Origin of the sequence: Massilia sp. CFBP9026, from assembly GCF_034045165.1 — a bacterium.
GTDB lineage: Bacteria > Pseudomonadota > Gammaproteobacteria > Burkholderiales > Burkholderiaceae_D > Telluria > Telluria arenae.
Map to the genome: position 1 here is coordinate 308,590 of NZ_JAXCWH010000004.1, position 22,216 is coordinate 330,805.

A 22,216-nucleotide genomic window follows, 5' to 3' on the forward strand; every position below is an offset into this window, starting at 1 on the left:
CGCCAATGAACGCCGCCCTGCCCGCCGTCGATGCCTTCTACGAACAGGCGGCGTGCGGGCTGCTGGCGACCGATGCAGCTGGCATGATCGTGCGCGCCAACGCCACCATCCACGCCTGGCTCGGCGCGCAGGCCGATGCCCTGACCGGCAAGCTGCGTTTCTGCGACCTGCTGTCGGTCGGCGCCCGCCTGTTCCACCACACCCGCTGCGTGCCGCTGCTGGAGCTCGAAGGCGCGGTGAACGAGGTCCAGGTCGACCTGCACACACTGGACGGCCGGCAGCTGCCCATCCTGCTCAATATCGTACGCCAACCCGGCGCCGATGGCGGCTGGCTCGACCACTGGGCCGTGTTCCGGTCGACCGGACGCCACGCCTATGAACACGCCCTGCTCGGCGCGCGCAAGGTGGCCGAGGAAGCGCTCGAGGCGCAGCGTGCGACCGACCTGCAGCTGCAGGCGCTGAACCTGCAACTGACGGCGGCCGACCGCCGCAAGGACGAATTCCTGGCCACCCTGTCGCACGAGCTGCGCAACCCGCTGGCGCCGATGCGCAGCGCGGTCGACGTCTTCAAGCTCAAGTACGGCAGCACGACCGACGAGCGCCTGCTGCAGGCCTTCGACCGCCAGCTGCGCCACCTGACGCGGCTGGTGGACGACCTGATGGACGTTTCGCGCATCACCCAGAACCGCATGCGGCTGCGGCGCACCCCGATCGACCTGGCGCCGCTGGTGCGCGGCGCGGCCCAGGACATGGCGCCGGCCATGGCGGCGGCGCGCCATACGCTGCGCTTGTCCGTGCCGGATGCGGCGCTGGTGGTCGACGGCGACGCCACGCGCCTGGCGCAAGTCGTCATCAACCTGCTGGCCAATGCCGCCAAGTACACGCCGGATGGCGGAATGATCGACGTCGAACTCGCCTGCGCGGACGGCCACGCCGAGCTGCGCGTGCGCGACAACGGCATCGGCATACCGGCGGACGCGCTGGGCGCGGTCTTCAATATGTTTGCCCAGCTTGAACCCGCCCTCGACCGGGCCCGCGGCGGGCTCGGCATCGGGCTGGCGCTGGCGCGCGGCATCGTCGACCTGCATGGCGGCGCGATCCTGGTCGAGAGCGCCGGATCCGGCCTGGGCAGCGAATTCACGCTGCGCCTGCCGCTGGTCGCCGGCTGCGCCGCGCCGGAAGCGACGGCGGCCTCGAGCGCGCTGATCTCGCCCAGGCGGGTGCTGGTGGTGGACGACAACTTCGATACCGCCGAGACCATGGCGCTGGCGCTGGAACTGTTCGGCTGCGAGACGCGCATGGCGCACACCGCGGCCGCCGCGCTGGAAGTGGCAGCCGAATTCGCACCCGACGTCGCCCTGCTCGATATCGGGCTACCCGACTACAACGGCTACGAACTCGCGCGGCGCCTGCGCGCCCTGCCCCGCGGGCTGGACACGACGCTGATCGCCGCCACCGGCTGGGGCCAGGACAAGGACCGCACGCTGGCGCTGGATGCTGGCTTCGATCATCATTTGACCAAGCCGATCGATTTCGAACAGCTGCGCTTGCTGCTACGATGAGCGCTTGTGAACTTCCGGCACGATCCATGACCATCCAGTTTTCCATGCTTCCCAGGCTGGCGGCAGGCCTGTTGTGCCTGGCTTCGCTGGCGCACGTCAGCTCGGTCGCCGCCTGCGAGCGGCGCTATCCCGAAACAAACAAGGACGACCGCACCCGCCACATCGCCCTGTCGGCCCGTTGGCCGGACGCGCAGATCCTGCAGAACCTGCGGCTGCAGATCGACCGCGCCGAGGTTAAACAGACCGAGAGCAAGGACGCGCTCAAGACGGAATATGGCTACTTCGGGCGCGCGGTAACGATCACGCGCTCAGTAAAGGATGGCGTCGAGGTGCAGCTGCTGGAAAAAGGCAGGGACAAGCTGGTGTGGAAGCTGGGCAGCTGCTGAGCTGCTCGAAAACGGATGTCGGATGGCGTTCCGCCAGCAATGAGGTGATGGCGCATTCGAATCTTCGCGTCAAGCTATCGTATATGGAAGGCCACTCAAGCCATGTGTCCGATATATAAGTGCATTATTTGCCAAGAGCGAATTCACTGTCTCTGGGCTGATTTCAAAGTGTTCGGCCGCATCTTCGAGCCTATCCTCCGAAAAATCGTCCTCCAAAAAACCAGTCAAATTTTCGATTGGACATAAAAATTCCGCGGCAAACGCGCGTTGATATTTTTGCCGAGAGGTGCTCAAGTCAGTTGAAGCAAGCCACTCACCGCCAGCGGAGTGTGTATAGACGATATCTCCAATAAATCTCGCAAGCTCAAATCGCTTGGAGCGAGGATGGCGTCTACGTGGCATGAATGCGATCTGACGCCCCTTGCCGGGAACGGCTATCGCGACCTTGCTGCCGGTCTTGCCATTGTAGTGTTCAGCGTCCTGCTTTCTGATCCCTAACAGCGAATACAGATCTTCGGTCGAGACGCGATCACCTGTATTGTGCAGCTCTTTTCGAAGCAGACGGGCATCTTCCACCGCCCTCTCCCACGGTGCCATGGATTTGGATTCACGTGCACGGATCTTTGGCAAGGCAGGCGATCCCGGAATACCTTCGCTCTTGATCAAGGTGTCGAGATCATATATGGACGTCGAAATCTCGGACTTTCCATACACAGGCGTCAATTCGGAGAGCGTCGCTTCGCCCATTTGACTCTTCAGCCGAATTGCAGTTGACAGAATATCGTCAGGACATTCGTCCGGGTCATACCCAAGCTCGGCTTCACAACGCCGCGCGGAAGAGGTTTCCGCATCCCGTCGCTCTTCCAATACCTCATCCCACAGCAATTTTAAGCTCGTATCATGCAATCCAGTCGCAGCCAACCGAGCAATGACTGATTGTATGAAAAGTTCGACGTTTTTTTCAAATTCGAGCATCGACAGTGCCACCGGCGCGGTCAACCCATTTAAATATCTTACCGATTGCTCACGGTTGCCGCGAGAAGGAGCTGCCCAGACTTGCATGACCTCCCTATCGGTCGCAAATAATATCTGAGGCCAGACGTAGCCGGAGTTTGCGGCGCCAATCTCGTGCGCCATGCGCCAGCTCGTCAAAGGGCGAATCGTAGGAGGCAGTGGTTCCGACGTCAATCGCCACCAATTCGCTGCAAACCACTGCGCCAAAGGATAAGCAGATACCAACACCGAAGGTGATATCGTCTGCGAAAATATATCTTCATTCTCGGTAAGCAAGACGTCACCAATCTGCAACTCAAGCCGGCACATGGTTTGCCTCAGGTCTGGCTCATCGTTGCCTGCAGTTTCCCACCGATGACGCAAATGGAATATATTCATTGCTTCGAGTTCCAACGTTTTAATACGTCCTCAACGAAAGGGTCGGAATCCGGCATGGGATAACCGTGATAAACCCCGAGAAGAACATTCTCAATTTGAGCTTCAAGCGCCACGCCACTTTCGGTGACTGACCAGATATTTTTTGGCCACCCTGAAATAAAGCGGTCGCTGATCAATCCTCTTTTTAATCCAGCGCGCAGGTAACGAACAGCTTCAGCACGGGTAAAAACAGCGACGCCGTCGCAGAGCGACTTACCGGGACGAGGATCGCTCGGAGGAGAAAGTCCGAAGTCACCCGGATTTCTCTTATGTTCCGGATTGCCTCCGTACTTGACTTTTTTTGCCAAGCTGGCGCAAAGCTGCAAATTTTCCGGCGTAAGCTCCGCCAATGCGCGCTTTGGATTGAATTTATTGTTCCGTCTTTTCATTTCCGAAAGGGAACGTATTTTCGCGGTAATGATATCATTTTAGACGTTATCAACATACGGGCAGGGCGATATCGACTGAATCAAGCACATCTGAGGTCGCCATAACGGGCTCCTTTGTCCATCATTTGGCCAGCTCTTTGCCCTGACCTTCATCGTGCTTGACGATGGGATCCTCGGTACCCGTCCATTCGCTCATCAGGGAGTAGCCCACCGCCAGCAGCACCGGCCCGATGAACATCCCGACGAAGCCGAAGGCGATCACGCCGCCCAGCACCCCGAGCAGGGTGAGCAGGAACGGCAGGCTGCTGCCGCGGCTGATCAACATCGGCCGCACGACGTTGTCGACGCCGCTGATCAACACCGTGCCCCAGATCGCCATGAAGATCGCCCAGCCCGTCTCGCCATGGGCGAACAGCCACACCGTGGCGCCGCCCCACACCAGCGGCGGGCCGAGCGGGATCAGGGACGTCAGGAACACCAGCACCGACAGCAGCGGCACCGCCGGCACGCCGGCAATCGCAAACCCGACCGCCGCCACCAGCGCCTGGGCCAGCGCCGTGCCGAGCAAGCCATACATCACGCCGCGCACGGTCTGGCTGACCGTATGCTGGATCGATTCGGCGCCCTCGCCCATCACCTTGCGCATCGTCACCGCGATGACGGCCAGCAGCGCATTGCCGTCGCGGTACAGGAAGAAGCTGACGAAGGCCGCCAGGCTCATCTGCACGACGCCGGTGCCGAGCATGATCCCGCCCTTGACCAGCCAGGTACGGGCCGGCTCGATCATGCGCTGGGCCAGCGCCAGCATCTGCTCGCGGCTGGCGATCAGGTCGTGCAAGTAGGTGTCGAGTGTGCCGCCGACGAGAGGGATATCGCGGATCCAGGCCGGCGGCGCCAGTTCGCGGTGCTCGACCAGGACGCGCAGTTGACCGAAGCCGCGCGCGACGTCGTCGCCCAGGTTGTAGGCCACCATCGACAGCGGAATGATGAACAGCAGGGTCAGGGTGAGCGTCATCGTCAGCGCCGCGATCGTGCGCTGGCCGCGCAGCTCGCGCAGCAGGCGCAGGTACAGTGGCCAGGTCGAGATGGCGACCGCGGCGGCGAACAGGATGGCCGGCAGGAAGGGACGCAGGACGTAGAGGCAGCCCAGCGTCAGCAGGACGACGATGGCGATGCGGGTGTAGTTTCTTCCTGGTCGCGCTTCCATGCCGTCCTGTGCCGATGGTGTTTACACCATCATAGCAGTTGGCGCAGGTCGTGGGCGATCAGTGCCGGGCCCTGGCCGTGGCGCACGAACAGGCGCAGCCGGCCCTCTTTGTCGAACACGAAGCTGCCGGCCGTGTGGTCCACCGTGTAGCTGCCGGGATCGGCGCCCGGCACCTTGGCGTAGAACACCTTGAATTCCTTGGCCACCTTGGCTGTCGCGGCGGCGTCGCCGTACAGGCCGACGAAGCGCTGGTCGAAGGCCGGCACGTAGTGCGACAGCAGTTCCTGGGTGTCGCGCTCGGGGTCGACGGTGATGAACAGCACCTGCACGTCGGCGGCAGACGGGCCCAGTTCCTTCATCACGGTGGCCATCTCGGCCATCGTGGTCGGGCAGACGTCGGGGCACTGGGTGTAGCCGAAGAAGATCACCACCACCTTGCCCTTGTAATCCTCCAGGGTGCGCGGCTTGCCGGTGTGGTCGGTCAGGGAAAAACCCTTGGCGTAGTCGACGCCGGTGACGTCGGTATTGTGGAAGGCCGGCGGCTTGTCGCCGAGTTTGTCGCAACCGCTTGCCAGCAGCGCGACGGCCGTGAATCCCAGTACGCCCAAGAGTTTCTTCATCGTTGAACCCGTCCTGTCAGAACTTGAAGTAATGATCGATCAGCAAAGCCGCAAACAGCAGCGACAGGTAGACGATCGACCAGGTGAAGGTCTTGCGCGCCGCCATATCGCTGTAGTTGCGGTGCACCCGCCACGCATGGCGCAGGAAGATGGCATTGAGCGGCACCGCCGCCGCCAGGTAGATCAGGCCGCTCATGCCGACCGCGAACGGCAGCAAGGTGGTCGCGGCCAGGCCGATCGTGTACAGCCACACCTGCAGGCCGGTGAATTTCATGCCATGGGTGATCGGCAACATCGGCAGGCCCGAACGGGCGTAGTCGTCGCGACGGTACATGGCCAGCACCCAGAAATGCGGCGGGGTCCACATGAAGATGATCAGCACCAGCAGCCAGGCTTCCATCGGCACTTCGTTGGCCACTGCGGCCCAGCCCAGCGCCGGCGGCATCGCGCCCGACAGGCCGCCGATCACGATGTTCTGCGAGGTGTTCGGCTTGAGCAATAAGGTATAGATGAAGGCATAGCCGACGAAGGTGACGAAGGTCAGCCACATGGTCAGCGGATTGACGAAGGCGTACAGGATGTACATGCCCAGGCCGCCCAGCACGAGCGAAAAGGTGATCGTCTGCGACTGGCTCAGTTCGCCCGATGCGGTGGCGCGGCGCGCGGTGCGCGCCATGCGCGCATCGACCTCGGCCTCGACCAGGCAGTTCACCGCGAAGGCGGCGGCGGCCAGCAGCCAGATGCCGACCGTGCCGGCGACCAGCGTCTGCCAGCCGGGGAAGCCGTCGGTGGCGAGGAACATCCCGATCACGGCGCAGAACACCGCCAGCTGCGTCACGCGCGGCTTGGTCAGGGTCCAGTATTGCGAGAACCGGCTCGAGGTTTTGGGGATGGCTGTCTGGATCGTCATCTGGGGGCGCTAGCAGACGCGGCAACTTCTGGCGCCGGGGTGGCGCGGGCCGCGTCGAGTTGGAACTTCACCCGGTAGTTTAACATGGTCACCAGAATGACAAGCAGGGCCGCCCCGGCGTTATGCATCACCGCGATCGCCAGCGGGAAGTCGAAATACACGGTGGCGATGCCGGTGAACAGCTGCACGACCATCACCAGCAGCAGGCGGCGCGCGGTCTTGCCGACTTCCGGCAGATGCCAGGCGCGCCAGGCCGCCAGGCCGAGCACCAGCACCACCGCCAGCGCGAACGCCCGGTGCACCCAGTGGATCGCCACCAGGGCCGAGAACGGCAGGTAATGCCCTTCCTTGGTCATGCCCAGCTCGCGCCACAGGTGGAAGCCGTGCTCGAAGTCGAGATCCGGCACCAGCGCGCCCTGGCACAGCGGGAAGGTGTCGCAAGCCATGGTCGCGTAGTTGGTGCTCACCCACCCGCCAAGCGCGATCTGCGCCGTCAGGACGACGGCGGCCAGCAGCGACAGGATGCGCAGGCCGCGCAGGCGGCGCACCAGGTCAAGCCCACGCGCCAGCAACGGCGGTTTCAGCAGATAGTCTTCGCGGCAGCCCATCCAGACCAGCATCGCCAGCAGCATCATGCCCAGCAACAGGTGGATGGTGACGATCACCGGCTGCAACTTGAGCGTGACGGTCCAGGCGCCGAAGGCGCCCTGCACCAGCACCGACACCAGCAGCGCCAGCGGCATGCCCGGCTTGAAGACCTCGTTGTGGGTGCGGCGCCATTGCTTGACCGACGTGAACAGCAGCGCCAGGATCAGGGCGCCGATGCCCATCGCCAGGTAGCGGTGGATCATCTCGATCCAGGCTTTGGCGACCGTTACCGGGCCAGTCGGCATCGCGGCCTCGGCGGCGGCGATGTGTTCGTGGGCCAGGAAGGGATTGGCTTCGCCGTAGCAGCCAGGCCAGTCCGGGCAACCGAGGCCCGAGTCGGTCAGGCGGGTGAAGCCGCCGAACACGATCAGGTCGAAGGTAAGGAACACCATCACCCACACCAGCTTGCGGTATTTATTGGGGTCGGTCGACATCCAGACGATCGCCAGCGGCAGGCTGGCGACGAGCAGGCCCATCAGGAGCAGGTGAAGCAGTGAAGACAGATCCATGTATTTCTTTTAACTGTGACTATGAAGCTCAACCTTGGAGGCTCAACCGATGGACGAGGCCTTGAGCAGCTTGGCGATGTCCTTGTACACGCGGCCCGGTTCCGGCTGGTAGGGGAAGCGCATCATGAGGTTGCCGAGCGGGTCGATCAGGTAAATGTGGTCGCCCATCTTTTGGCCGGATTCGACCGGCAGCCATTGCGCCACCGTCGCGGCGGGCGCACGCAGCAGTTCCATGCCGTCGTACTCGCGCATCAGCACGGTATCGAGCGGCTCGTTGTCGGTGATCAGCCAGACCCGCTCCATGCGGTCCATATTCTTGCCCTGCATGGTGCGCCACTGGCGCATCGCGTACAGCTGGCGCTGGCATTCGTCTTCGCAGACGCCGCCACCGACGCGTAGCATGACCCACTTGCCTTTCAGGTCGGCCAGGGTGCGCGGTTTGCCGTCGAGCGTGGTGGTGGCCATCTCGGGGATTGGCAGGCTGCGCGCGTCGAGGATGGTGCCGTAATTGGTGCGGCCATCCGGCTTGACGATATAGAAGGTGATGTACGACACGATGATCGGCAGCGCGCAGATCAGGAGCACGATCATCAGCTTCATGCGGCCGCGACGGCGCGCTGCGTTGGGGTCGCTCGGAGGTTTTGGGTCAGCGATTTGTTCTTGAGCCACGTCGGAATCCCGTTATCACATAAAAAAGTAGGGCCAGCGCCGCCAGTGCATACCACTGGAAGGCGTAGCCGCGATGTTTGTCGATGCCCGCATCGGGCGCGGGCCAGTTGCGGGCGAGCGCGTCGCGGCGGCCGGCGGACTGGGTCTGCTGCACCACGAAGGGCTGCAGCTTCAGGCCGCTGGCCGCGGCGAGCACCTCGGGCGTCAGGTTCTGGACCATGGCGCCGGGCGCCAGCGGGGCCCCCTCACCCAGGTCCATCACCTTCCCGGCGCCCGACACGATCCGGCCCTTGAGCAGGAGCGGGCCGGCGGGCGTAGCGAACGCGGGCAGCTTGCCATATTCGGCCCCGGCGGGCCGCGGCAGCCAGCCACGCAGCACCAGCACGTGCGTGTCCGAACCCGCTATTCTAAACGGCATTGCGAGATAGAACCCGGACTGGCTTCCCATGGGCCGATTGGCGAGGAAGACCGGCCAGCCGGCGACGAACTCGCCCTGCACGCGCACGCTGCGGAATTCGGCGTCAGGGCCGACCCGGGTGGAGGGAGCGAGATCGAGCGGCGGTTCGGCGGCGCGCGCCAGTTGGCGCGCCTGCAGCTCGGTTTTATAGGCGGCCCGGCCCTGTTGCCAGTTGCCGAGCAGGATGCCGATGATGGCCACGACCACGGCCGCGGCAAAGGCGATGGGGCGAAAACGAAAGCCGAACCGCATTACAATGAAGCCTCAACCTTTCGCAGGTCCACCATGAAAATCTTCGTCGCCATCGCCTTCGTCCTGATCCTGGCCAGCCTCGGTTCGGCCCTGTTCTTCCTGATGCGCGACAAGGGGCGCAGCAACCGCACCGTCAATGCGCTGGCGATGCGGGTCGGTTTGTCGATCGTCCTGTTTCTGTGTTTGCTGGCAGCCTACCAGTTGGGGTGGATCGCCCCAACCGGCTTGCGTTGAACCTTACAACCAGTAGATAACGACGTACAGTCCCAGCCACACCACGTCGACGAAGTGCCAATACCATGCGGCGCCTTCGAAGCCGAAGTGGTTATCTGCCGTAAAGTGCCCTTTCATGACACGATACAGGATCACCGCCAGCATGATCGCACCCATGGTCACGTGGAAACCGTGGAAACCGGTCAGCATGAAGAAGGTCGAGCCGTAGATGCCCGAGGTCATCTTGAGGTTCAGGTCGCGGTAGGCGTGGATGTATTCGTAAGCCTGGAAGCCCATGAACACGGCGCCCAGCAGGATCGTCGCCGCCAGCCAGATCGCGGTCTTGTTGCGATGTCCGGCGCGCAGCGCGTGGTGGGCGATGGTGAGCGTCACGCCCGAGGTCAGCAGCAGCGCGGTATTGATGGTCGGGATCGGGAACGGTCCCATGGTGCGGAAGCCGTCGACGATATTGGCCGGGCCGGTGTTACCCCACTGGGCCGAGAAGTCGGGCCACAGGATCTGGTGATCGAGGTCGGCCAGCCAGGGCATCGAGATCGCACGCGCATAGAACAGCGCGCCGAAGAAGGCGCCGAAGAACATCACCTCGGAGAAAATAAACCAGCTCATCGACCAGCGGTAGGACAGGTCGATGCGTTTACCGTAGAGCCCGGCTTCGGATTCGCGGATCGCGTCGCCGAACCAGAAATACAGCACCACCAGCATGGCGGCGATGCCGGCCAGGCACACGGCCGGCGCCCATGACATGCTGTTGACCCAGCCGGACGCGCCAGCCATCGTCACCAGCATCGAGATGCCGGCCAGCAGGGGCCAGCGCGATGGGCCGGGGACGTAATAGTAAGGCGCGGTGCCTGGGGAACTCACTGGTGACGAACTCATGTCTATCTCCTCTGTGATTCTATTATTGTGCGTCTGTGCTGATTAACTTGGGTCCCCGCCTTCGCGGGGACGACGTGCAAACTATACCGATGAAACAGCGAACCTTACTGCCAGCATGATCAGTCCGATGAAAATCGCTACCCCGATCAGCCCGGCGATAACGACGTGCACCGGGTTCAGGTTGGCGGCATCGTTCTCGTAATCCTTGCGCTTGCGTACGCCGAAGAAGGACCAGAACACGGCCTTCATGGTGGCGAGAAAATTCGCCTTGCGCTGGTGTGGCCTATCCATTCTTTCCCGATCCGGGTGGCGCTGCCGCCGCCTTGAACGCGCCGCCGATCTCGAAGAAGGTGTACGACAGCGTGATGTTCTTCACTTCGCGCGGCAATTTGGGGTCGATGAAGAACACCACCGGCATCTGGCGCGCCTCGTTCGGCCCCATGGTCTGCTCCTGGAAGCAGAAGCAATCCACCTTCATGAAGTGCGGCGTGGCCGATTGCGGCGCATAGCTCGGGATCGCCTGGGCCTTGACCGCCCTGCCCTGGGTATTGACCACCTCGTACATGACGGTGGCCAACTCCCCCGGATGCACGTCGATGCTGCGCGTGGTCGGGCGGAAGCGCCACGGCCCCTGCGAATTGCCGTCCAGCTCGATCGTGATGGTGCGCGATTTGTCGACCTGGGTATTGGTCGGCGCCGCCACGAACTCGCCCTTCTGGGTCAGCACATTAATACCAAGCACCTCGCAGACCTGGCGGTACACCGGGATCAGCGCATAGCCGAAGCCGAACATCCCGATCGCCACCACCACCAGCTTGCCGAGCATCGTGCGATTCAAGCGTAGCAACTTGCTGCTCATGGCAGGCCTCAGCTCAACAAGGTGAACTTGACGAACACGCTGACGAAGAAGAACAGCGCCAGGCCGCCCACCAGCAGGGCGGTCCGCAGGTTATTTGGTTTGCGCGCGCTCATCATTTCACCAGCGGTGGATGCTCGAAGGTGTGGAATGGCGCCGGGCTCGGCACGGTCCACTCCAGGCCTTCCGCGCCTTCCCACGGCTTGGCCGGGGCCTTGGCGCCGCCGCGGATGGTCGGCAGCACCACCGCGAACAGGAAGTACACCTGGCTGAAACCGAAGCCGAAGGCGCCGATCGACACGATCATATTGAAGTCGGTGAACTGCACCGCGTAGTCGGCGTAACGGCGCGGCATGCCGGCCAGTCCCAGGAAGTGCATCGGGAAGAAGGTGATGTTGAAGGTGATGAGCGACAGCCAGAAGTGGATCTTGCCGCGGCCTTCGGGATACATATGGCCGGTCCATTTCGGCGCCCAGTAATAGAAGCCGGCGAACAGTGCGAACAGCGAGCCGGCCACCAGCACGTAGTGGAAGTGGGCCACCACGTAATAGGTGTCATGCACCTGGATGTCGATCGGGGTCACGGCCAGGATCAGGCCGGTGAAGCCGCCCATGGTGAACACGAAGATGAAGCCGACCGCGAACAGCATCGGGGTCTCGAAGGTCATCGAGCCCTTCCACATGGTGGCGACCCAGTTGAACACCTTCACGCCGGTCGGCACCGAGATCAGCATGGTGGCGTACATGAAGAACAGCTGCGAGGTCACCGGCATGCCGGTAGTGAACATGTGGTGGGCCCAGACGACGAACGACAGGATCGCGATCGAGGCGGTGGCGTACACCATCGAGGCATAGCCGAACAGGGGCTTGCGTGCGAAGGCCGGGATGATCTGCGAGACGATGCCGAAGGCCGGCAAGATCATGATGTAGACCTCGGGGTGGCCGAAGAACCAGAAGATGTGCTGGTACATCACCGGATCGCCGCCGCCGGCGGCGTTGAAGAACGAGGTGCCGAAGTGGCGGTCGGTCAGGGTCATGGTGATGGCCCCGGCCAGCACCGGCATCACGGCGATGAGCAGGTAGGCGGTGATCAGCCAGGTCCAGCAGAACATCGGCATCTTCATCAGGGTCATGCCCGGCGCGCGCATGTTCAGGATGGTGACGATGATGTTAATGGAGCCCATGATCGACGAGGCGCCCATGATGTGCATGGCAAAAATCGCCATGTCCATGCCGACGCCCATCTGGGTCGACAGTGGCGCATATAAAGTCCAACCCGCCGCGGTGGCGCCGCCCGGCACCAGGAAGGAACCGGCCAGCAGCAGCGCGGCCGGCGGCAGCAGCCAGAACGAGAAGTTGTTCATGCGCGCGAACGCCATGTCCGAGGCGCCCACCTGCAGCGGCAGCATCCAGTTGGCGAAGCCGACGAAGGCCGGCATGATCGCGCCGAACACCATCACCAGGCCGTGCATGGTGGTGAGCTGGTTGAAGAATTCGGGACGCACGAATTGCAGGCCGGGCTGGAACAGCTCGGCGCGGATCATCAGCGCCAGCACGCCGCCCGAGAGCAGCATGATGAACGAGAACCAGAGGTATAACGTGCCGATGTCCTTGTGATTGGTGGCGAACAGCCAGCGGCGCCAGCCGTGTGGATGGTCGTGGTGCTCGTCGTGGGCGTGGTCGTGGCCGTGTTCGTGATCGTGGCCGTGGTCGATCGTCGTGGTGCTCATGTCGTTACCCCTGCATTATTTGCGTGCGGCCAGGACTTCGGCCGGTTGAACGATATTTTCCGCAGCCTTGTTCGACCAGGTATTGCGGGTATAAGTGATCACGGCGGCGATCTCGGTATCGGACAACTGTTTCCACGCCGGCATTTCGGTCGGGAACTTGCCGGACTTCTGGCCGTTGAGCAGGATGTCGATCTGGTGCGCCTTCTCGCCCAGCACGTTCGGTGAACCGTCCAGCGCCGCGAACGCAGCCGGCACACCCTTGCCGTTGGCCTGGTGGCAGGCCACGCAGTTGGCGGCGTAGACCTGCTCGCCGCGGACCTTGAGTTCGTCGATGGTCCAGGTCTTGGTCGGATCGTCGGCCAGGGCCGCCATTTCCTTCTGCTTGCCCTCGACCCAGGCGGTGTATTCGGCGTCGGTCACGACGCGCACCACGATCGGCATGAAGGCGTGGTCCTTGCCGCACAGCTCGACGCAGTTGCCGCGGTAGACGCCGGTCTTCTCGGCGCGGAACCAGCCGTCGCGCACGAAACCGGGGATGGCATCCTGCTTGATCGCGAATGCCGGAACTGTCCAGGCGTGGATCACGTCGTTGGCGGTGAACACCATGCGGATCTTCTTGTTCACCGGGACCACCATCTCGTTATCGACTTCGAGCAGGTAGTTCTCGGTGCGCGCCTCGGTGGGCTTGACGCCCGGCTCACCGATCTGGGAGCGCGGGGTGGACAGGTTCGACAGGAAGGAAATGCCTTCGCCCTCGCCTTTCAGGTAATCGTAGCCCCACTTCCACTGCATGCCGGTGGCCTTGATGGTCAGATCGGCGTTCGAGGTGTCCTTCAGCGCGACCACGGTCTTGGTCGCGGGCAGCGCCATGCCGATGACGATCAGGAACGGCACCACGGTCCAGGCGATCTCGACGGCAGTGGATTCGTGGAAGGTGGCGGGCTTGTGGCCCAGCGATTTGCGGTGCTTGAACACCGAATAGAACATGACGCCGAATACAGCGACGAAGATCACCAGGCAAACGATCATCATCCAGTTGTGCAAACTATAGATGTCGGCGCCGACGGCGGTGACGGGGGCCTGCATATTGAGCTGGTGCTCGAGAGGCCGGCCTGTGATCGGCTGTTGCTGCGCCAGGGCTGGCGTGGCGCCGGCTACTGCGAGTACGGCAAGGCCGTACAGCACGGCCTGAAGTCGCGTTGCATATGTCATGTATTGTCCCCAACCACCCTAAAAATAAGAATATTTTTAAACGGGCCCAGCAATTTCGTGAACGAACCGTGCCCGCTCCTACTGATCGCAGAGGGCTTGCCGGGTCGTCCCGCAAAATTGCGCTGCGGAATGGTGGGAAACCATCTCGCCCACCTGGCAATACGTTGCTGCCAGGGTGGGCGACTCTACGACTGCTGCAATTCTTTTTTCTACTTTTCGCCCGAATCTGCCGCTTTTTTAAGCGATTCTGTTGGCCGGACGAAAAAAATAGCAATTGATTATATCTAAAGCACTAATTTTTATTCAAGGAAAATCGGGCTTATTGCCATATCAGCCATGCAAGGTGGATATCAGGGCTTGCGGGGCTGGAAGCGCACGATCGATTCGCCGGTGGCCGTGGTGCGCGGCGCCGGGCGGAAGGCGTGGCCGTAGATGACTTCGAAAGTCAGGCTGAGCTTGCCGTCCGGGCGGCGTTGCGCCTCCAGGGCGTCGAGCATGCGGCGCCAGGCCGCGCGGCCGATCAGGCTACGGCGGCGAGATTCCAGCGGATTGCCGCCCAGCGCCCGCACGTCCGCCAGTAGCGCCTGCGGTGTGTCGTAGGTGACGGTGATGCGTTCCATGTCCATGACAGGCGTCGAGAAGCCGGCCGCGACCAGCTGGTCGCCGAAGTCATGCATGTCGACGAAGGGCAAGGTGTGCGGGTAGGCATCGAGCGCGGCAAAAGCGCTGCGCACCTCGGTGAAGGTGTCCGGACCGAAGCAGGAAAACATCAGCAGCCCCTCCACCCGCAGCACGCGGCGCCATTCGGCGAACACGCGGTCGGGCAGCGGGTGCCAGTGCAGCGCCAGGTTCGACCACAGCAGGTCGAGCGAGTTCGGTCCGAACGGCAGGTTGCCATAGTCGCCGCACAGCACGTCGACACCGGCCTTGGCCGGCATCAGGCGCGTCAGCAGCTGGTTCAGCGCGCCGCCCTGCGCTACCGGCCCCTTGGCCGCGCGCGCCATGGCCCCTGCCCCATCGAGGCCCAGGATCTGGGCGGCCGGGTAGGTTTTCTGCAGCAAGGCCAGGTCGGCCCCGGCGCCGCAACCGGCGTCCAGCACCTGCTTCGGGACGAGTTTGACGAGACTCAGGCGCTCATGCATCCGTTCGGCGATCTCGCGGCGCAGGAAATCCGACGGGGCGATGCGTTCGGGACGCGCAAACAGCTCGCGCACGCGGGACAGGTCGATCGGGGCGCTCAGCGTGGACGAGGATTGAGGAGAAGCCATGGGATGCAAGTCGAGATGAGATAATGTTGGCAGTTTAACCGGTTGTGGGAAGTCAAGCCGATGCTGGACCTTCGCGCACTGCCCGGCCGCCTGCTGGGCGCCATGCTGCCGTCCGCCTGCGCCTTGTGCGGAGGCTACTCGGGTCAAGCCGTGTGCGCGGCCTGCGAGCAGGCCTACGTCCTGCCCGTGACGCGCTGCCCGTGCTGCGCCAATCCGATCGGCGCGCCCGATCTCGGCCGGCATTGCGGCGCCTGCCTGGCCGACAGGCCCTCCTTCGACGCCACGGTGGCCGCCTGCGATTACGCGGCGCCGCTCGACAGCCTGGTGCTGCAGCTGAAATTCGGGGCCCAGCTGGCGCTGGCGCCGTGGATGGCGCGCGTGCTGCAGGGCGCCGTCGCACTTGCAGCGCCAGCGGTGCCCGACGTGCTGTGCCCGGTGCCGCTGGGGCCCGCCCGCCTGGTCGAGCGTGGCTACAACCAGGCGCTCGAGGTGGCGCGGCCGCTGGCCCGCGCCTTGCGCGTGGCCGTAGCGCCGCGGCTCTTGCAACGGGTGCGGGAAACACAGGCGCAGTCGAATGCCGCGCCGGGAGAACGCAAGAAGAATGTGCGCGGGGCGTTTGGGGTGGACGCCATGTGCGACGTACGCGGACGCCATGTGGGCGTGGTCGACGACGTCATGTCGAGTGGGCATACGCTCGACGAAGTTGCCGCCGTCCTGAAACGGGCCGGGGCCGCGCGCGTCACGAACTTCGTGTTTGCGCGCACGCCGCCGCATGCATGAACTATCACTGAGATCACTGAGGAGAAGTACCTTGTTTCACGTCGTCCTGGTCGAACCAGAAATCCCGCCGAATACCGGCAATGTGATCCGCCTGTGCGCCAACGCCGGCGCCCAGCTGCACCTGATCGAGCCGCTCGGGTTCCCGCTGGACGACGCCAAGATGCGCCGCGCCGGGCTGGATTATCACGAGTACGCCAATATGAAGGTGCACAAGGACTGGGATGCCTTCCTGGAGGCAGTCAAGCCCGACCAGTCGCGCATGTTCGCGCTCACCACGCATGGCTCGTCGCCATTCGCCGAGGCCAGCTTCCAGGCAGGCGACGTGTTCGTGTTCGGGCCGGAGTCGCGCGGCCTGGCGCCGGCGTTTCGTGAGACCTTCCCGCCGGCCCAGCGCATCCGGCTGCCGATGCGGCCCGATAACCGCAGCCTGAATTTGTCGAACACCGTGGCGATCGTGGTGTACGAGGCCTGGCGGCAGAACGGTTACCAGGGCGGAGCCTAAATGTCAGCGCGCGCGTCGGTAATGCATCGCGACCGCACCGCTGATGAGTGGTTTCGCCGAGATGAATTCAAGCCGTCGCGTGCTCGGTAGTCCGCTCTCGTACAGGGTCGGGCCGTGGCCGGCGATCCTTGGGTGGACCAGTAGCTTGTAATCGTCGATCAGGTCCAGCCGGTCCAGCTCGGCCGCGAGCTTGCCGCTACCGAGGAGCACGCCGTTCGGCGTCGCATCCTTGAGCTGCTGTACGCCCGCACGCAGGTCGCCGGCAATATGGTGACTGTTGGCCCAGGGGAAGTCGGTGCGTGTCGAGGACACCACGTACTTCGGCTTGGCTTCCAGCTTGAGCGCCCACTCGCGCATCGCCGGCGGCGCTTCCATAGCGCCCGTGGCGACCGCTGGCCAGTAGCCTTCCATCATCTCGTAGGTGACGCGGCCCCACAGCATCGCCCCGCTCTCGTCCATGAGGCGGGTGAAGAACGCATGCGTCTCGTCGTCGGCGATTCCTTCCTGGTGGTCGACGCAGCCGTCCAGGGTGATATTGATACTGAAGGTTAAGAGTCCCATAACACCCTCCGCATTACGCCAGGCGCGCGATCGACTCCGCATGCGCGGGCCAATCCCGCCTGAGGACGCTCGCATCCCCGATCTCGAATTCTTCGAACTCGAAGCCCGGGGCTACCGTACAACCCACCAGACTGTAGCTCTCCTGTTCCTCGCATTCCGCGGCGAACCAGCGCCCGGCAGGAACCAGTGCCTGGAACTGCGCACCCTCATGCCGCAATGGATTACCGAGCCTGAGAACGCTGAGCCCTCCATCCGGCTCCAGGACGTAGATTCGAATTGGCACCCCATCATAGAAATGCCACATCTCGTCCGACCGAATCCGATGCCAGGTCGACCTCTCCCTTCCGCGAAGAAGATAATAGATCGCGGTCGAGGCAGAACGGCTAACACCGTCCTCCTCCCTGTTCACACGGTGTTGACTTCGGTAGGTCTCCCTGAAGTGGCCTCCTTCCGGATGCGGCATGAGCGACAGCAGGGAGATCAGATTGTCCGAACGGGATTCAAGCGTCATAAAAGTCTCGCAGATCAAGCGGTAGCAGTTTCTCGGAAGCTTACATTCCAATAAAGGATAAATTCAAATTCAGGCCGCGCCTTTGCCAAAGGCACCGGCACGAAACGCCAGCGCACTAAAGCGTTCGCCGATCAAGCGGTGCGCCTCCGCCTCGGGATGCAGCTCATCGGGCAGCGGATAACGCGCATTGCCCTCGGCGCCGTAAAGCGCGCTGCCGTCGAGGTAATGGATATTCGCATCCGCCGGCGCCCTCTGCTGGACGATCTTCTGCAACTGCTCGCGAATCACGCCCAGGGTCAGCTTGCCCTGCCGGCGCTCGGCGTCGTTGCCCAATGCGCGGAACAGCAAGGTCCCCTTTTCCAGCGCCTTGCCATCGAACATGGTCGGACCGGGCGTCGTCTCGTGGATCGGACACCAAGTCGGCGAAATCACCAGCAGCGGCGTGGTCGGATGCCCTTCCCTGATCGTATCGAGAAAACCGTGCACGGCCGGCCCGAAGGCGCGCAGCCGCATCGCATCAGTGTTGACGAGGTTAATCCCGAGCTTGAGGCTGATCACGTCGGCCGGCAAGTTGCGAATCGTGCGCGCCGTGAACGGGTCCAATAATGCATTGCCGCCGAAGCCCAGATTGAGCAGGTCGACGCCGGCCAGCCGGGCGGCGACTGCCGGCCAGATGCCGGTCGGATTGGTCGCATTGGAGCCCTGGCTGATGGAACTGCCATGGTGCAGCCAGCGGCGCTGGCCCAGGGCCGCCAGCGGAGCGACCGGTGCATCGGCATGCAGCGCCACTAGCTCGGTCGTCTCGTCATGCGGCAGCCATATCTCGATCGTCTTGTCGCCCGGCGGCAGGCCGGCAAAGCGCAGCCGCTGCACGTCGCCCGGCTGCACCTTGGCCGCTCCTGACAACACGTCGATGTCCATGATCTTGCCGCCCGGCGCGCTGGCCTGCTGCGTCAGCTCGCCATCGACGAGCAGGTCATAGATGCCGTCCGGGCGTGGCGCCATGGCGCCATAGCGGCGCTTGGTCGGCAAGGTGTCCAGTTCGACCGTGCTCGCCCTTGTGCGGAACACCAGGCGCACGCCCGATGGCTGCGCCTCGGCCAGCGCCAGTTGCGCGTCCGGATACTGCGCACGCGCCCAGGCGGGCAGGCGGTGCGGCAGCAGGCCCACTTCCGTGCGCTCGAGCTCGACCGCTCCATGGATGAGGTCGGGCGTGATCGGCAGGCTGAAGGAGAGAGAGACGTTCGGCATGGCGGAGGTCCTTGAGTGATGGTGTGGCATATGCAACAGTGATTGTACTTGTTGCCTGTACCCATGCTAAGGTCGATAACTTAAAAACACTTACCGAGAGTTACACCATGTCCAGCCTGTCCACCGTCCCGCGCCGCCTGTGCGGCCTGCTGTCGCTCACTTTATTCGCCGCCGCGCCCTGGGCCAGTGCTGCGGCGCCCACGCCGGGGCTGTCGGTGGTCGTCAAACCGCTGGTCACGAACGGCAAGGTCGAGGCCCTCGAAGTGCGCCAGATCCTGACCAAGGATCTGCCTGCCGGCGATACGCCCCTGCGTTTTCGCGCGCCGCTCGGCCTGTTCGGTGTCAAAACGATTGCCGACAAGATCACCGGCTTGAGCGTCCTCGATGCCAACGGCCCGGTCCCGCTCACGATCGAGAACAAACCAGGGCAGGTCGGCCCTGCTACCGGTTTCCGCTACTGGCAGGCGGCCAGGAAAACCGTGGCGCCGGTCACGGTCAGCTACCGCATCCCGACCCAGCCCGCGACCGAAGGCGGCGGCCCGCCATACGGCATGAAAGCAAGCGGCCAGGGCGTGTCCGGCAGCGGCTTGGGGTTCTTGCTACTGCCCGCCAACACTACCTCGACCGCCACCCGCTTCGACTGGGACCTGTCGGAACTGCCGCGCGGTTCGATCGGCGCCATGACGGCCGGCGCCGGCGCCACGCTCCTCGCAGGCGGCCCGTCCGAACTCGACTCCCAGTGGATGCTGGCAGGTCCAGTGCAGGTGCACGATCCGGCCAGTTCGCCTGGCCTGCACGTCTATTTCCTGGGACAGCAGCCATTCGATCGGGCGGATATACTGGACTTTGCCACCCGCAGCCACGCCATACTGGCCAGTTCGCTCAAGTATCTCGGTACACCGGAGTACCGTCTGTTCATCCGGTCGCTCGACGTGCCGTCGTATGCCACCGGCACCGGGCGCACGGCCGGCGGCGGCGCCTTGCTGAGCACGGGAACGACGCTGGGCGGGCAGTCGCTCGACAAGTTCAAGAACACGGTCTTCCATGAGATGGCGCACCATTGGGTGGGCGATCTGTCGGGCGCCGGCGGCTGGTTCGTCGAGGGCCTCACCACTTACCTGAGCGCGACCCTGCCCTGCGAGCAAGGCCTGGCCGACGCCCCCTTCTGCGCCCTCGGCGTGAATGGCTTCGGCGGCGACTACTACCGCAGCCCGGCGCGCAACTGGAGCCTGGAACGGATCGACGGCATCGGCAGCGGCGACGAAAACACGCGCCGCGTTCCGTATGGCCGCGGCCTGCTCTACTTCGGCCTGGTCAATTCACAGCTGCTGGCCAAATCGCAGGGGCGCCGCAATGTGATCGACGTCCTGATACCAATGTTCGTCGATCGCAGCAAGGGCATCCGCCTCGACGAGGCGGCGTGGGAAACCATGCTGCTGCGCGAGCTGGGCCAGCCGGCGGTGGACGAGTTCAGGGCATCGGTCATCGAAGGCAGCAAGACGATCGTGCCGCCGTCAGACGCCTTCGGCCCTTGCCTGACCCGGGTCGCGCTCACAATGACCGAGATCGGCTCTTCCAGGAAGGTGGAAGGCTACGAATGGCGTCCAGTGGCAGGATGCAATCCGCGCAAGAACCGCACCTGAACCCTGCGCGGCGCCGGCTGGCGCTCGCGCTGGCCGCGCTGTGCGTGCCCGCCGCGGCCCGCCAGCCGGTGGTGAACGACGCGACGCAGCTGAACCCGGTGAATGTCGAGCGCATACAGGTTCCGCAACAAGCTGCGGGACGCGTACTACGCGTACCATATGGGTTGATCCAACCAATGAAACGAAAGCCAACACCATGCTGATACGTGTTTTCACGACCGATGACCAATCCGAACCCACCCTGGCCATGAAAACGCAGGTCGACGCCGCAGCGCTGATGGCGATGGCGCAACCGCGCGCAGCCGAGGCGCGCGAACGTGGCGCCGAATGGACCGCGGGCGCCATCCCCTTCTTCGTCCAGGAACTGGTCGATGCGCTGCAAGCGGGCAAACCCGGCCAGGAAATCGAGATGCAGGCGACGAATGCCGCGATGGCCGCATGGCTCTACGACTCGGTCCATGATGGCGTGAGCGCCGACATCTTCGCGCAGTGCGACCTGGTGTTCACGCTGTCGGAGGGCGGCGTGGTGCAATACGACCGCACGCCCGCCACGGCAGGCTGAGCAAGGGCAACGCTAGGCGGACCGCCCGGCGGCTTCACGCGCCAGGACGCCCAAGGCGTCGACCAGGCGGTCCAGCTCCCCCGTGGTCGTGGTCAGCGCCACGGTAACGCGCACGACGCTCATGTCTCCCACGTGGCGCTCGACCGTGAAGATGCCGAAGCGCTCCAGCAGCGCCCCATGCACCTCGCGCGCCGTCATGCCATCGATCGTGAACGCCGCCAGCGCCGTGCCGCCGTCGAGCGGCGTCAGCAGGCGCAGTCCCGGCAACTCGGCCACACGCCGCATCCAGTAACTGCGCAGCCAGTTCAGGCGCGCTTCCTTCGCCGTCACTCCGCCGAGCATCTCATGAACGTCGAGCGCGCTTGGGGCCGCCATGATGGCGCTCACCGGCGGCATGCCTGCATGCAGGCGGCCGCGAATGTCGTCCTCGGCGTAGTCGCGGTCGCCGAAATGCGGCTCGATCTTGTCCAGCTGCGAGGCGCGGATATAGACGAAGCCCAGTCCCGGCGGCGCGCCGATCCATTTATGCAGGTTGAAGCCGGCGAAGTCGATGCCCAGCGCCTGCACGTCCACCGCCACCTGCCCCAGCGCATGCGCGCTATCGACCAGCACGTCGATGCCGCGCTCGCGCGCCAGCGCCACGATCTCGCGCACCGGCACTTGCTGGCCGGTCGCCGGATGGACCTGGGACAGCAGCATCAGCTTCAGACCCGGCGTGTCGCGGATCGCCGCCGCATAACGGTCGAGCAGTGCGGCACGGCTCAGCGGCAAGGTGAGTTGCAGTTCGACCGGACGCGCGCCGCGCCGCCCTTCGAGCCAGGCCATCGCGTAGCGCATGGCCGGATAGTCCAGGTTCGACCACAGCACCGCATCGCCCGCCTCCAGCGCACGATACTGCCCGATCAGCACTTGCATCGATTCGCTGGCGCTGCGCGTGAGCAGGATCTCGTGCGGCTCGGCGTTGATCAGCTGCGCCAGCCGCGCGCGCAGGGTTTCGGCATGCTTGTACCCGAACTCGCCGCGCAGGAAAGGACTCAGGTGCGCGTTGGTATACCGGATCGCCTCCTCCAGCGCCTGCTGCACCGGCAGCGCCATCGCCCCGAAATAGCCATGCTCGAGATTGACGATGGCGTCCGGCGCGCGCGGATACAGCGCGTCGAGATCGGCAGGCAGGGCAGGAAGCGCCGACAT

25 protein-coding genes are annotated in these 22,216 nt (G+C 63.9%); 7 read left to right on the forward strand and 18 right to left on the reverse strand.

From position 1 onward, the window contains the following. Positions 1 to 5 precede the first annotated feature (5 nt). On the forward strand, positions 6 to 1,562 hold the full coding sequence (locus tag SOM28_RS12490) for a hybrid sensor histidine kinase/response regulator (protein WP_320468307.1): 1,557 nt from the start codon (positions 6 to 8) through the stop codon (positions 1,560 to 1,562). 26 nt (positions 1,563 to 1,588) lie between these two features. Continuing rightward, positions 1,589 to 1,948, forward strand: a complete 360-nt coding sequence (locus SOM28_RS12495; RefSeq protein ID WP_320468308.1) for a hypothetical protein — start codon at positions 1,589 to 1,591, stop codon at positions 1,946 to 1,948. Positions 1,949 to 2,017: 69 nt separating this feature from the next. Here SOM28_RS12495 and SOM28_RS12500 read toward each other — a convergent pair whose 3' ends face one another. From SOM28_RS12500 to SOM28_RS12535, 8 genes are all read right to left on the reverse strand, one after another. Beyond that, on the reverse strand, positions 2,018 to 3,355 hold the full coding sequence (locus tag SOM28_RS12500; protein ID WP_320468309.1) for an ImmA/IrrE family metallo-endopeptidase: 1,338 nt from the start codon (positions 3,353 to 3,355) through the stop codon (positions 2,018 to 2,020). Beyond that, positions 3,337 to 3,768 carry a hypothetical protein gene (locus SOM28_RS12505; RefSeq protein WP_320468310.1) on the reverse strand — a complete coding sequence of 144 codons (432 nt, stop codon included), beginning with the start codon at positions 3,766 to 3,768 and terminating at the stop codon, positions 3,337 to 3,339. Before SOM28_RS12505 ends, SOM28_RS12500 begins: the two co-directional genes overlap by 19 nt. Positions 3,769 to 3,889: 121 nt before the next feature. Continuing rightward, on the reverse strand, positions 3,890 to 4,975 hold the full coding sequence (locus SOM28_RS12510) for an AI-2E family transporter (protein WP_320468311.1): 1,086 nt from the start codon (positions 4,973 to 4,975) through the stop codon (positions 3,890 to 3,892). 29 nt (positions 4,976 to 5,004) lie between these two features. Next, positions 5,005 to 5,595, reverse strand: coding sequence for an SCO family protein (locus SOM28_RS12515; RefSeq protein ID WP_320468312.1), 591 nt, complete (start codon positions 5,593 to 5,595; stop codon positions 5,005 to 5,007). Positions 5,596 to 5,611: 16 nt separating this feature from the next. Beyond that, the gene (gene cyoE, locus SOM28_RS12520) at positions 5,612 to 6,505 is read right to left on the reverse strand and encodes a heme o synthase (RefSeq protein WP_320468313.1); all 894 of its coding nucleotides are present in this window, start codon (positions 6,503 to 6,505) and stop codon (positions 5,612 to 5,614) included. Next, entirely contained in the window at positions 6,502 to 7,662 is a 1,161-nt protein-coding gene (locus tag SOM28_RS12525; protein ID WP_320468314.1) for a COX15/CtaA family protein, read from the reverse strand. The genes cyoE and SOM28_RS12525 overlap by 4 nt, the downstream gene beginning before the upstream one ends. A gap of 42 nt (positions 7,663 to 7,704) precedes the next feature. Further along, entirely contained in the window at positions 7,705 to 8,262 is a 558-nt protein-coding gene (locus tag SOM28_RS12530) for an SCO family protein (RefSeq protein WP_123069970.1), read from the reverse strand. 46 nt (positions 8,263 to 8,308) lie between these two features. Beyond that, positions 8,309 to 9,040, reverse strand: a complete 732-nt coding sequence (locus SOM28_RS12535; RefSeq protein WP_320468315.1) for an SURF1 family protein — start codon at positions 9,038 to 9,040, stop codon at positions 8,309 to 8,311. A 33-nt stretch (positions 9,041 to 9,073) separates the two neighbouring features. On the opposite strand from SOM28_RS12535, the gene SOM28_RS12540 reads away from it, so the two are divergent. Then, positions 9,074 to 9,274 carry a twin transmembrane helix small protein gene (locus SOM28_RS12540; RefSeq protein WP_123069972.1) on the forward strand — a complete coding sequence of 67 codons (201 nt, stop codon included), beginning with the start codon at positions 9,074 to 9,076 and terminating at the stop codon, positions 9,272 to 9,274. 3 nt (positions 9,275 to 9,277) lie between these two features. Here SOM28_RS12540 and SOM28_RS12545 read toward each other — a convergent pair whose 3' ends face one another. The 6 genes from SOM28_RS12545 to SOM28_RS12570 form a co-directional block, all read right to left on the reverse strand. Continuing rightward, complete coding sequence (locus SOM28_RS12545) at positions 9,278 to 10,150, reverse strand: cytochrome c oxidase subunit 3 (protein ID WP_147933674.1); 873 nt, start codon at positions 10,148 to 10,150, stop codon at positions 9,278 to 9,280. Between the two features lie 81 nt (positions 10,151 to 10,231). Next, positions 10,232 to 10,441, reverse strand: a complete 210-nt coding sequence (locus SOM28_RS12550) for a DUF2970 domain-containing protein (RefSeq protein WP_320468316.1) — start codon at positions 10,439 to 10,441, stop codon at positions 10,232 to 10,234. Further along, on the reverse strand, positions 10,434 to 11,009 hold the full coding sequence (locus SOM28_RS12555; protein ID WP_320468317.1) for a cytochrome c oxidase assembly protein: 576 nt from the start codon (positions 11,007 to 11,009) through the stop codon (positions 10,434 to 10,436). The genes SOM28_RS12550 and SOM28_RS12555 overlap by 8 nt, the downstream gene beginning before the upstream one ends. A gap of 112 nt (positions 11,010 to 11,121) precedes the next feature. Beyond that, the gene (gene ctaD, locus SOM28_RS12560) at positions 11,122 to 12,735 is read right to left on the reverse strand and encodes a cytochrome c oxidase subunit I (RefSeq protein WP_147933671.1); all 1,614 of its coding nucleotides are present in this window, start codon (positions 12,733 to 12,735) and stop codon (positions 11,122 to 11,124) included. A gap of 15 nt (positions 12,736 to 12,750) precedes the next feature. Further along, positions 12,751 to 13,947, reverse strand: a complete 1,197-nt coding sequence (gene coxB / locus SOM28_RS12565; RefSeq protein WP_123069181.1) for a cytochrome c oxidase subunit II — start codon at positions 13,945 to 13,947, stop codon at positions 12,751 to 12,753. Positions 13,948 to 14,297: 350 nt separating this feature from the next. Then, positions 14,298 to 15,215: a methyltransferase domain-containing protein gene (locus SOM28_RS12570; RefSeq protein ID WP_320468318.1), complete on the reverse strand. Its 918-nt coding sequence runs from the start codon at positions 15,213 to 15,215 to the stop codon at positions 14,298 to 14,300. Between the two features lie 60 nt (positions 15,216 to 15,275). Here SOM28_RS12570 and SOM28_RS12575 point away from each other — a divergent pair, with 60 nt between their 5' ends. After that, positions 15,276 to 15,995 (forward strand): ComF family protein, encoded by a 720-nt coding sequence (locus SOM28_RS12575; protein WP_320468319.1) that lies wholly within the window; start codon positions 15,276 to 15,278, stop codon positions 15,993 to 15,995. A gap of 31 nt (positions 15,996 to 16,026) precedes the next feature. After that, entirely contained in the window at positions 16,027 to 16,497 is a 471-nt protein-coding gene (gene trmL / locus SOM28_RS12580) for a tRNA (uridine(34)/cytosine(34)/5-carboxymethylaminomethyluridine(34)-2'-O)-methyltransferase TrmL (protein WP_123069183.1), read from the forward strand. Between the two features lie 3 nt (positions 16,498 to 16,500). On the opposite strand, the gene SOM28_RS12585 is transcribed toward trmL, so the two are convergent. The 3 genes from SOM28_RS12585 to SOM28_RS12595 all read right to left on the reverse strand — a co-directional run bounded on the left by SOM28_RS12585 (position 16,501) and on the right by SOM28_RS12595 (position 18,820). Next, a complete protein-coding gene (locus tag SOM28_RS12585) occupies positions 16,501 to 17,058 on the reverse strand; it encodes a dihydrofolate reductase family protein (protein ID WP_320468320.1) in 558 nt (185 codons plus the stop codon). A gap of 13 nt (positions 17,059 to 17,071) precedes the next feature. After that, entirely contained in the window at positions 17,072 to 17,569 is a 498-nt protein-coding gene (locus SOM28_RS12590; RefSeq protein WP_123069210.1) for a cupin domain-containing protein, read from the reverse strand. A 69-nt stretch (positions 17,570 to 17,638) separates the two neighbouring features. Further along, positions 17,639 to 18,820 (reverse strand): SGNH/GDSL hydrolase family protein, encoded by a 1,182-nt coding sequence (locus SOM28_RS12595; RefSeq protein WP_320468321.1) that lies wholly within the window; start codon positions 18,818 to 18,820, stop codon positions 17,639 to 17,641. Between the two features lie 107 nt (positions 18,821 to 18,927). On the opposite strand from SOM28_RS12595, the gene SOM28_RS12600 reads away from it, so the two are divergent. Together SOM28_RS12600 and SOM28_RS12605 are read left to right on the forward strand one after the other, a co-directional pair. After that, positions 18,928 to 20,463 carry a hypothetical protein gene (locus SOM28_RS12600; protein WP_320468322.1) on the forward strand — a complete coding sequence of 512 codons (1,536 nt, stop codon included), beginning with the start codon at positions 18,928 to 18,930 and terminating at the stop codon, positions 20,461 to 20,463. Between the two features lie 196 nt (positions 20,464 to 20,659). After that, positions 20,660 to 21,025, forward strand: coding sequence for a hypothetical protein (locus tag SOM28_RS12605; RefSeq protein ID WP_320468323.1), 366 nt, complete (start codon positions 20,660 to 20,662; stop codon positions 21,023 to 21,025). A gap of 12 nt (positions 21,026 to 21,037) precedes the next feature. On the opposite strand, the gene SOM28_RS12610 is transcribed toward SOM28_RS12605, so the two are convergent. Beyond that, a complete protein-coding gene (locus SOM28_RS12610; protein ID WP_320468324.1) occupies positions 21,038 to 22,216 on the reverse strand; it encodes an aminotransferase class V-fold PLP-dependent enzyme in 1,179 nt (392 codons plus the stop codon).

What these genes read in the sequence shown, in the direction of transcription:
- SOM28_RS12515 (WP_320468312.1), bottom strand. Translation starts at nt 5,595, where the DNA reads ATGAAGAAACTCTTGGGCGTACTGGGATTCACGGCCGTCGCGCTGCTG.
- SOM28_RS12590 (WP_123069210.1), bottom strand. Translation starts at nt 17,569, where the DNA reads ATGACGCTTGAATCCCGTTCGGACAATCTGATCTCCCTGCTGTCGCTC.
- SOM28_RS12540 (WP_123069972.1), top strand. Translation starts at nt 9,074, where the DNA reads ATGAAAATCTTCGTCGCCATCGCCTTCGTCCTGATCCTGGCCAGCCTC.
- ctaD (WP_147933671.1), bottom strand. Translation starts at nt 12,735, where the DNA reads ATGAGCACCACGACGATCGACCACGGCCACGATCACGAACACGGCCAC.
- SOM28_RS12605 (WP_320468323.1), top strand. Translation starts at nt 20,660, where the DNA reads ATGCTGATACGTGTTTTCACGACCGATGACCAATCCGAACCCACCCTG.
- cyoE (WP_320468313.1), bottom strand. Translation starts at nt 6,505, where the DNA reads ATGACGATCCAGACAGCCATCCCCAAAACCTCGAGCCGGTTCTCGCAA.
- SOM28_RS12585 (WP_320468320.1), bottom strand. Translation starts at nt 17,058, where the DNA reads ATGGGACTCTTAACCTTCAGTATCAATATCACCCTGGACGGCTGCGTC.
- SOM28_RS12575 (WP_320468319.1), top strand. Translation starts at nt 15,276, where the DNA reads ATGCTGGACCTTCGCGCACTGCCCGGCCGCCTGCTGGGCGCCATGCTG.
- SOM28_RS12535 (WP_320468315.1), bottom strand. Translation starts at nt 9,040, where the DNA reads ATGCGGTTCGGCTTTCGTTTTCGCCCCATCGCCTTTGCCGCGGCCGTG.
- SOM28_RS12530 (WP_123069970.1), bottom strand. Translation starts at nt 8,262, where the DNA reads ATGAAGCTGATGATCGTGCTCCTGATCTGCGCGCTGCCGATCATCGTG.
- SOM28_RS12505 (WP_320468310.1), bottom strand. Translation starts at nt 3,768, where the DNA reads ATGAAAAGACGGAACAATAAATTCAATCCAAAGCGCGCATTGGCGGAG.
- SOM28_RS12595 (WP_320468321.1), bottom strand. Translation starts at nt 18,820, where the DNA reads ATGCCGAACGTCTCTCTCTCCTTCAGCCTGCCGATCACGCCCGACCTC.
- SOM28_RS12495 (WP_320468308.1), top strand. Translation starts at nt 1,589, where the DNA reads ATGACCATCCAGTTTTCCATGCTTCCCAGGCTGGCGGCAGGCCTGTTG.
- SOM28_RS12610 (WP_320468324.1), bottom strand. Translation starts at nt 22,216, where the DNA reads ATGTCGGCGCTTCCTGCCCTGCCTGCCGATCTCGACGCGCTGTATCCG.
- SOM28_RS12525 (WP_320468314.1), bottom strand. Translation starts at nt 7,662, where the DNA reads ATGGATCTGTCTTCACTGCTTCACCTGCTCCTGATGGGCCTGCTCGTC.
- SOM28_RS12600 (WP_320468322.1), top strand. Translation starts at nt 18,928, where the DNA reads ATGTCCAGCCTGTCCACCGTCCCGCGCCGCCTGTGCGGCCTGCTGTCG.
- SOM28_RS12555 (WP_320468317.1), bottom strand. Translation starts at nt 11,009, where the DNA reads ATGAGCAGCAAGTTGCTACGCTTGAATCGCACGATGCTCGGCAAGCTG.
- coxB (WP_123069181.1), bottom strand. Translation starts at nt 13,947, where the DNA reads ATGACATATGCAACGCGACTTCAGGCCGTGCTGTACGGCCTTGCCGTA.
- SOM28_RS12510 (WP_320468311.1), bottom strand. Translation starts at nt 4,975, where the DNA reads ATGGAAGCGCGACCAGGAAGAAACTACACCCGCATCGCCATCGTCGTC.
- SOM28_RS12545 (WP_147933674.1), bottom strand. Translation starts at nt 10,150, where the DNA reads ATGAGTTCGTCACCAGTGAGTTCCCCAGGCACCGCGCCTTACTATTAC.
- SOM28_RS12490 (WP_320468307.1), top strand. Translation starts at nt 6, where the DNA reads ATGAACGCCGCCCTGCCCGCCGTCGATGCCTTCTACGAACAGGCGGCG.
- SOM28_RS12550 (WP_320468316.1), bottom strand. Translation starts at nt 10,441, where the DNA reads ATGGATAGGCCACACCAGCGCAAGGCGAATTTTCTCGCCACCATGAAG.
- SOM28_RS12570 (WP_320468318.1), bottom strand. Translation starts at nt 15,215, where the DNA reads ATGGCTTCTCCTCAATCCTCGTCCACGCTGAGCGCCCCGATCGACCTG.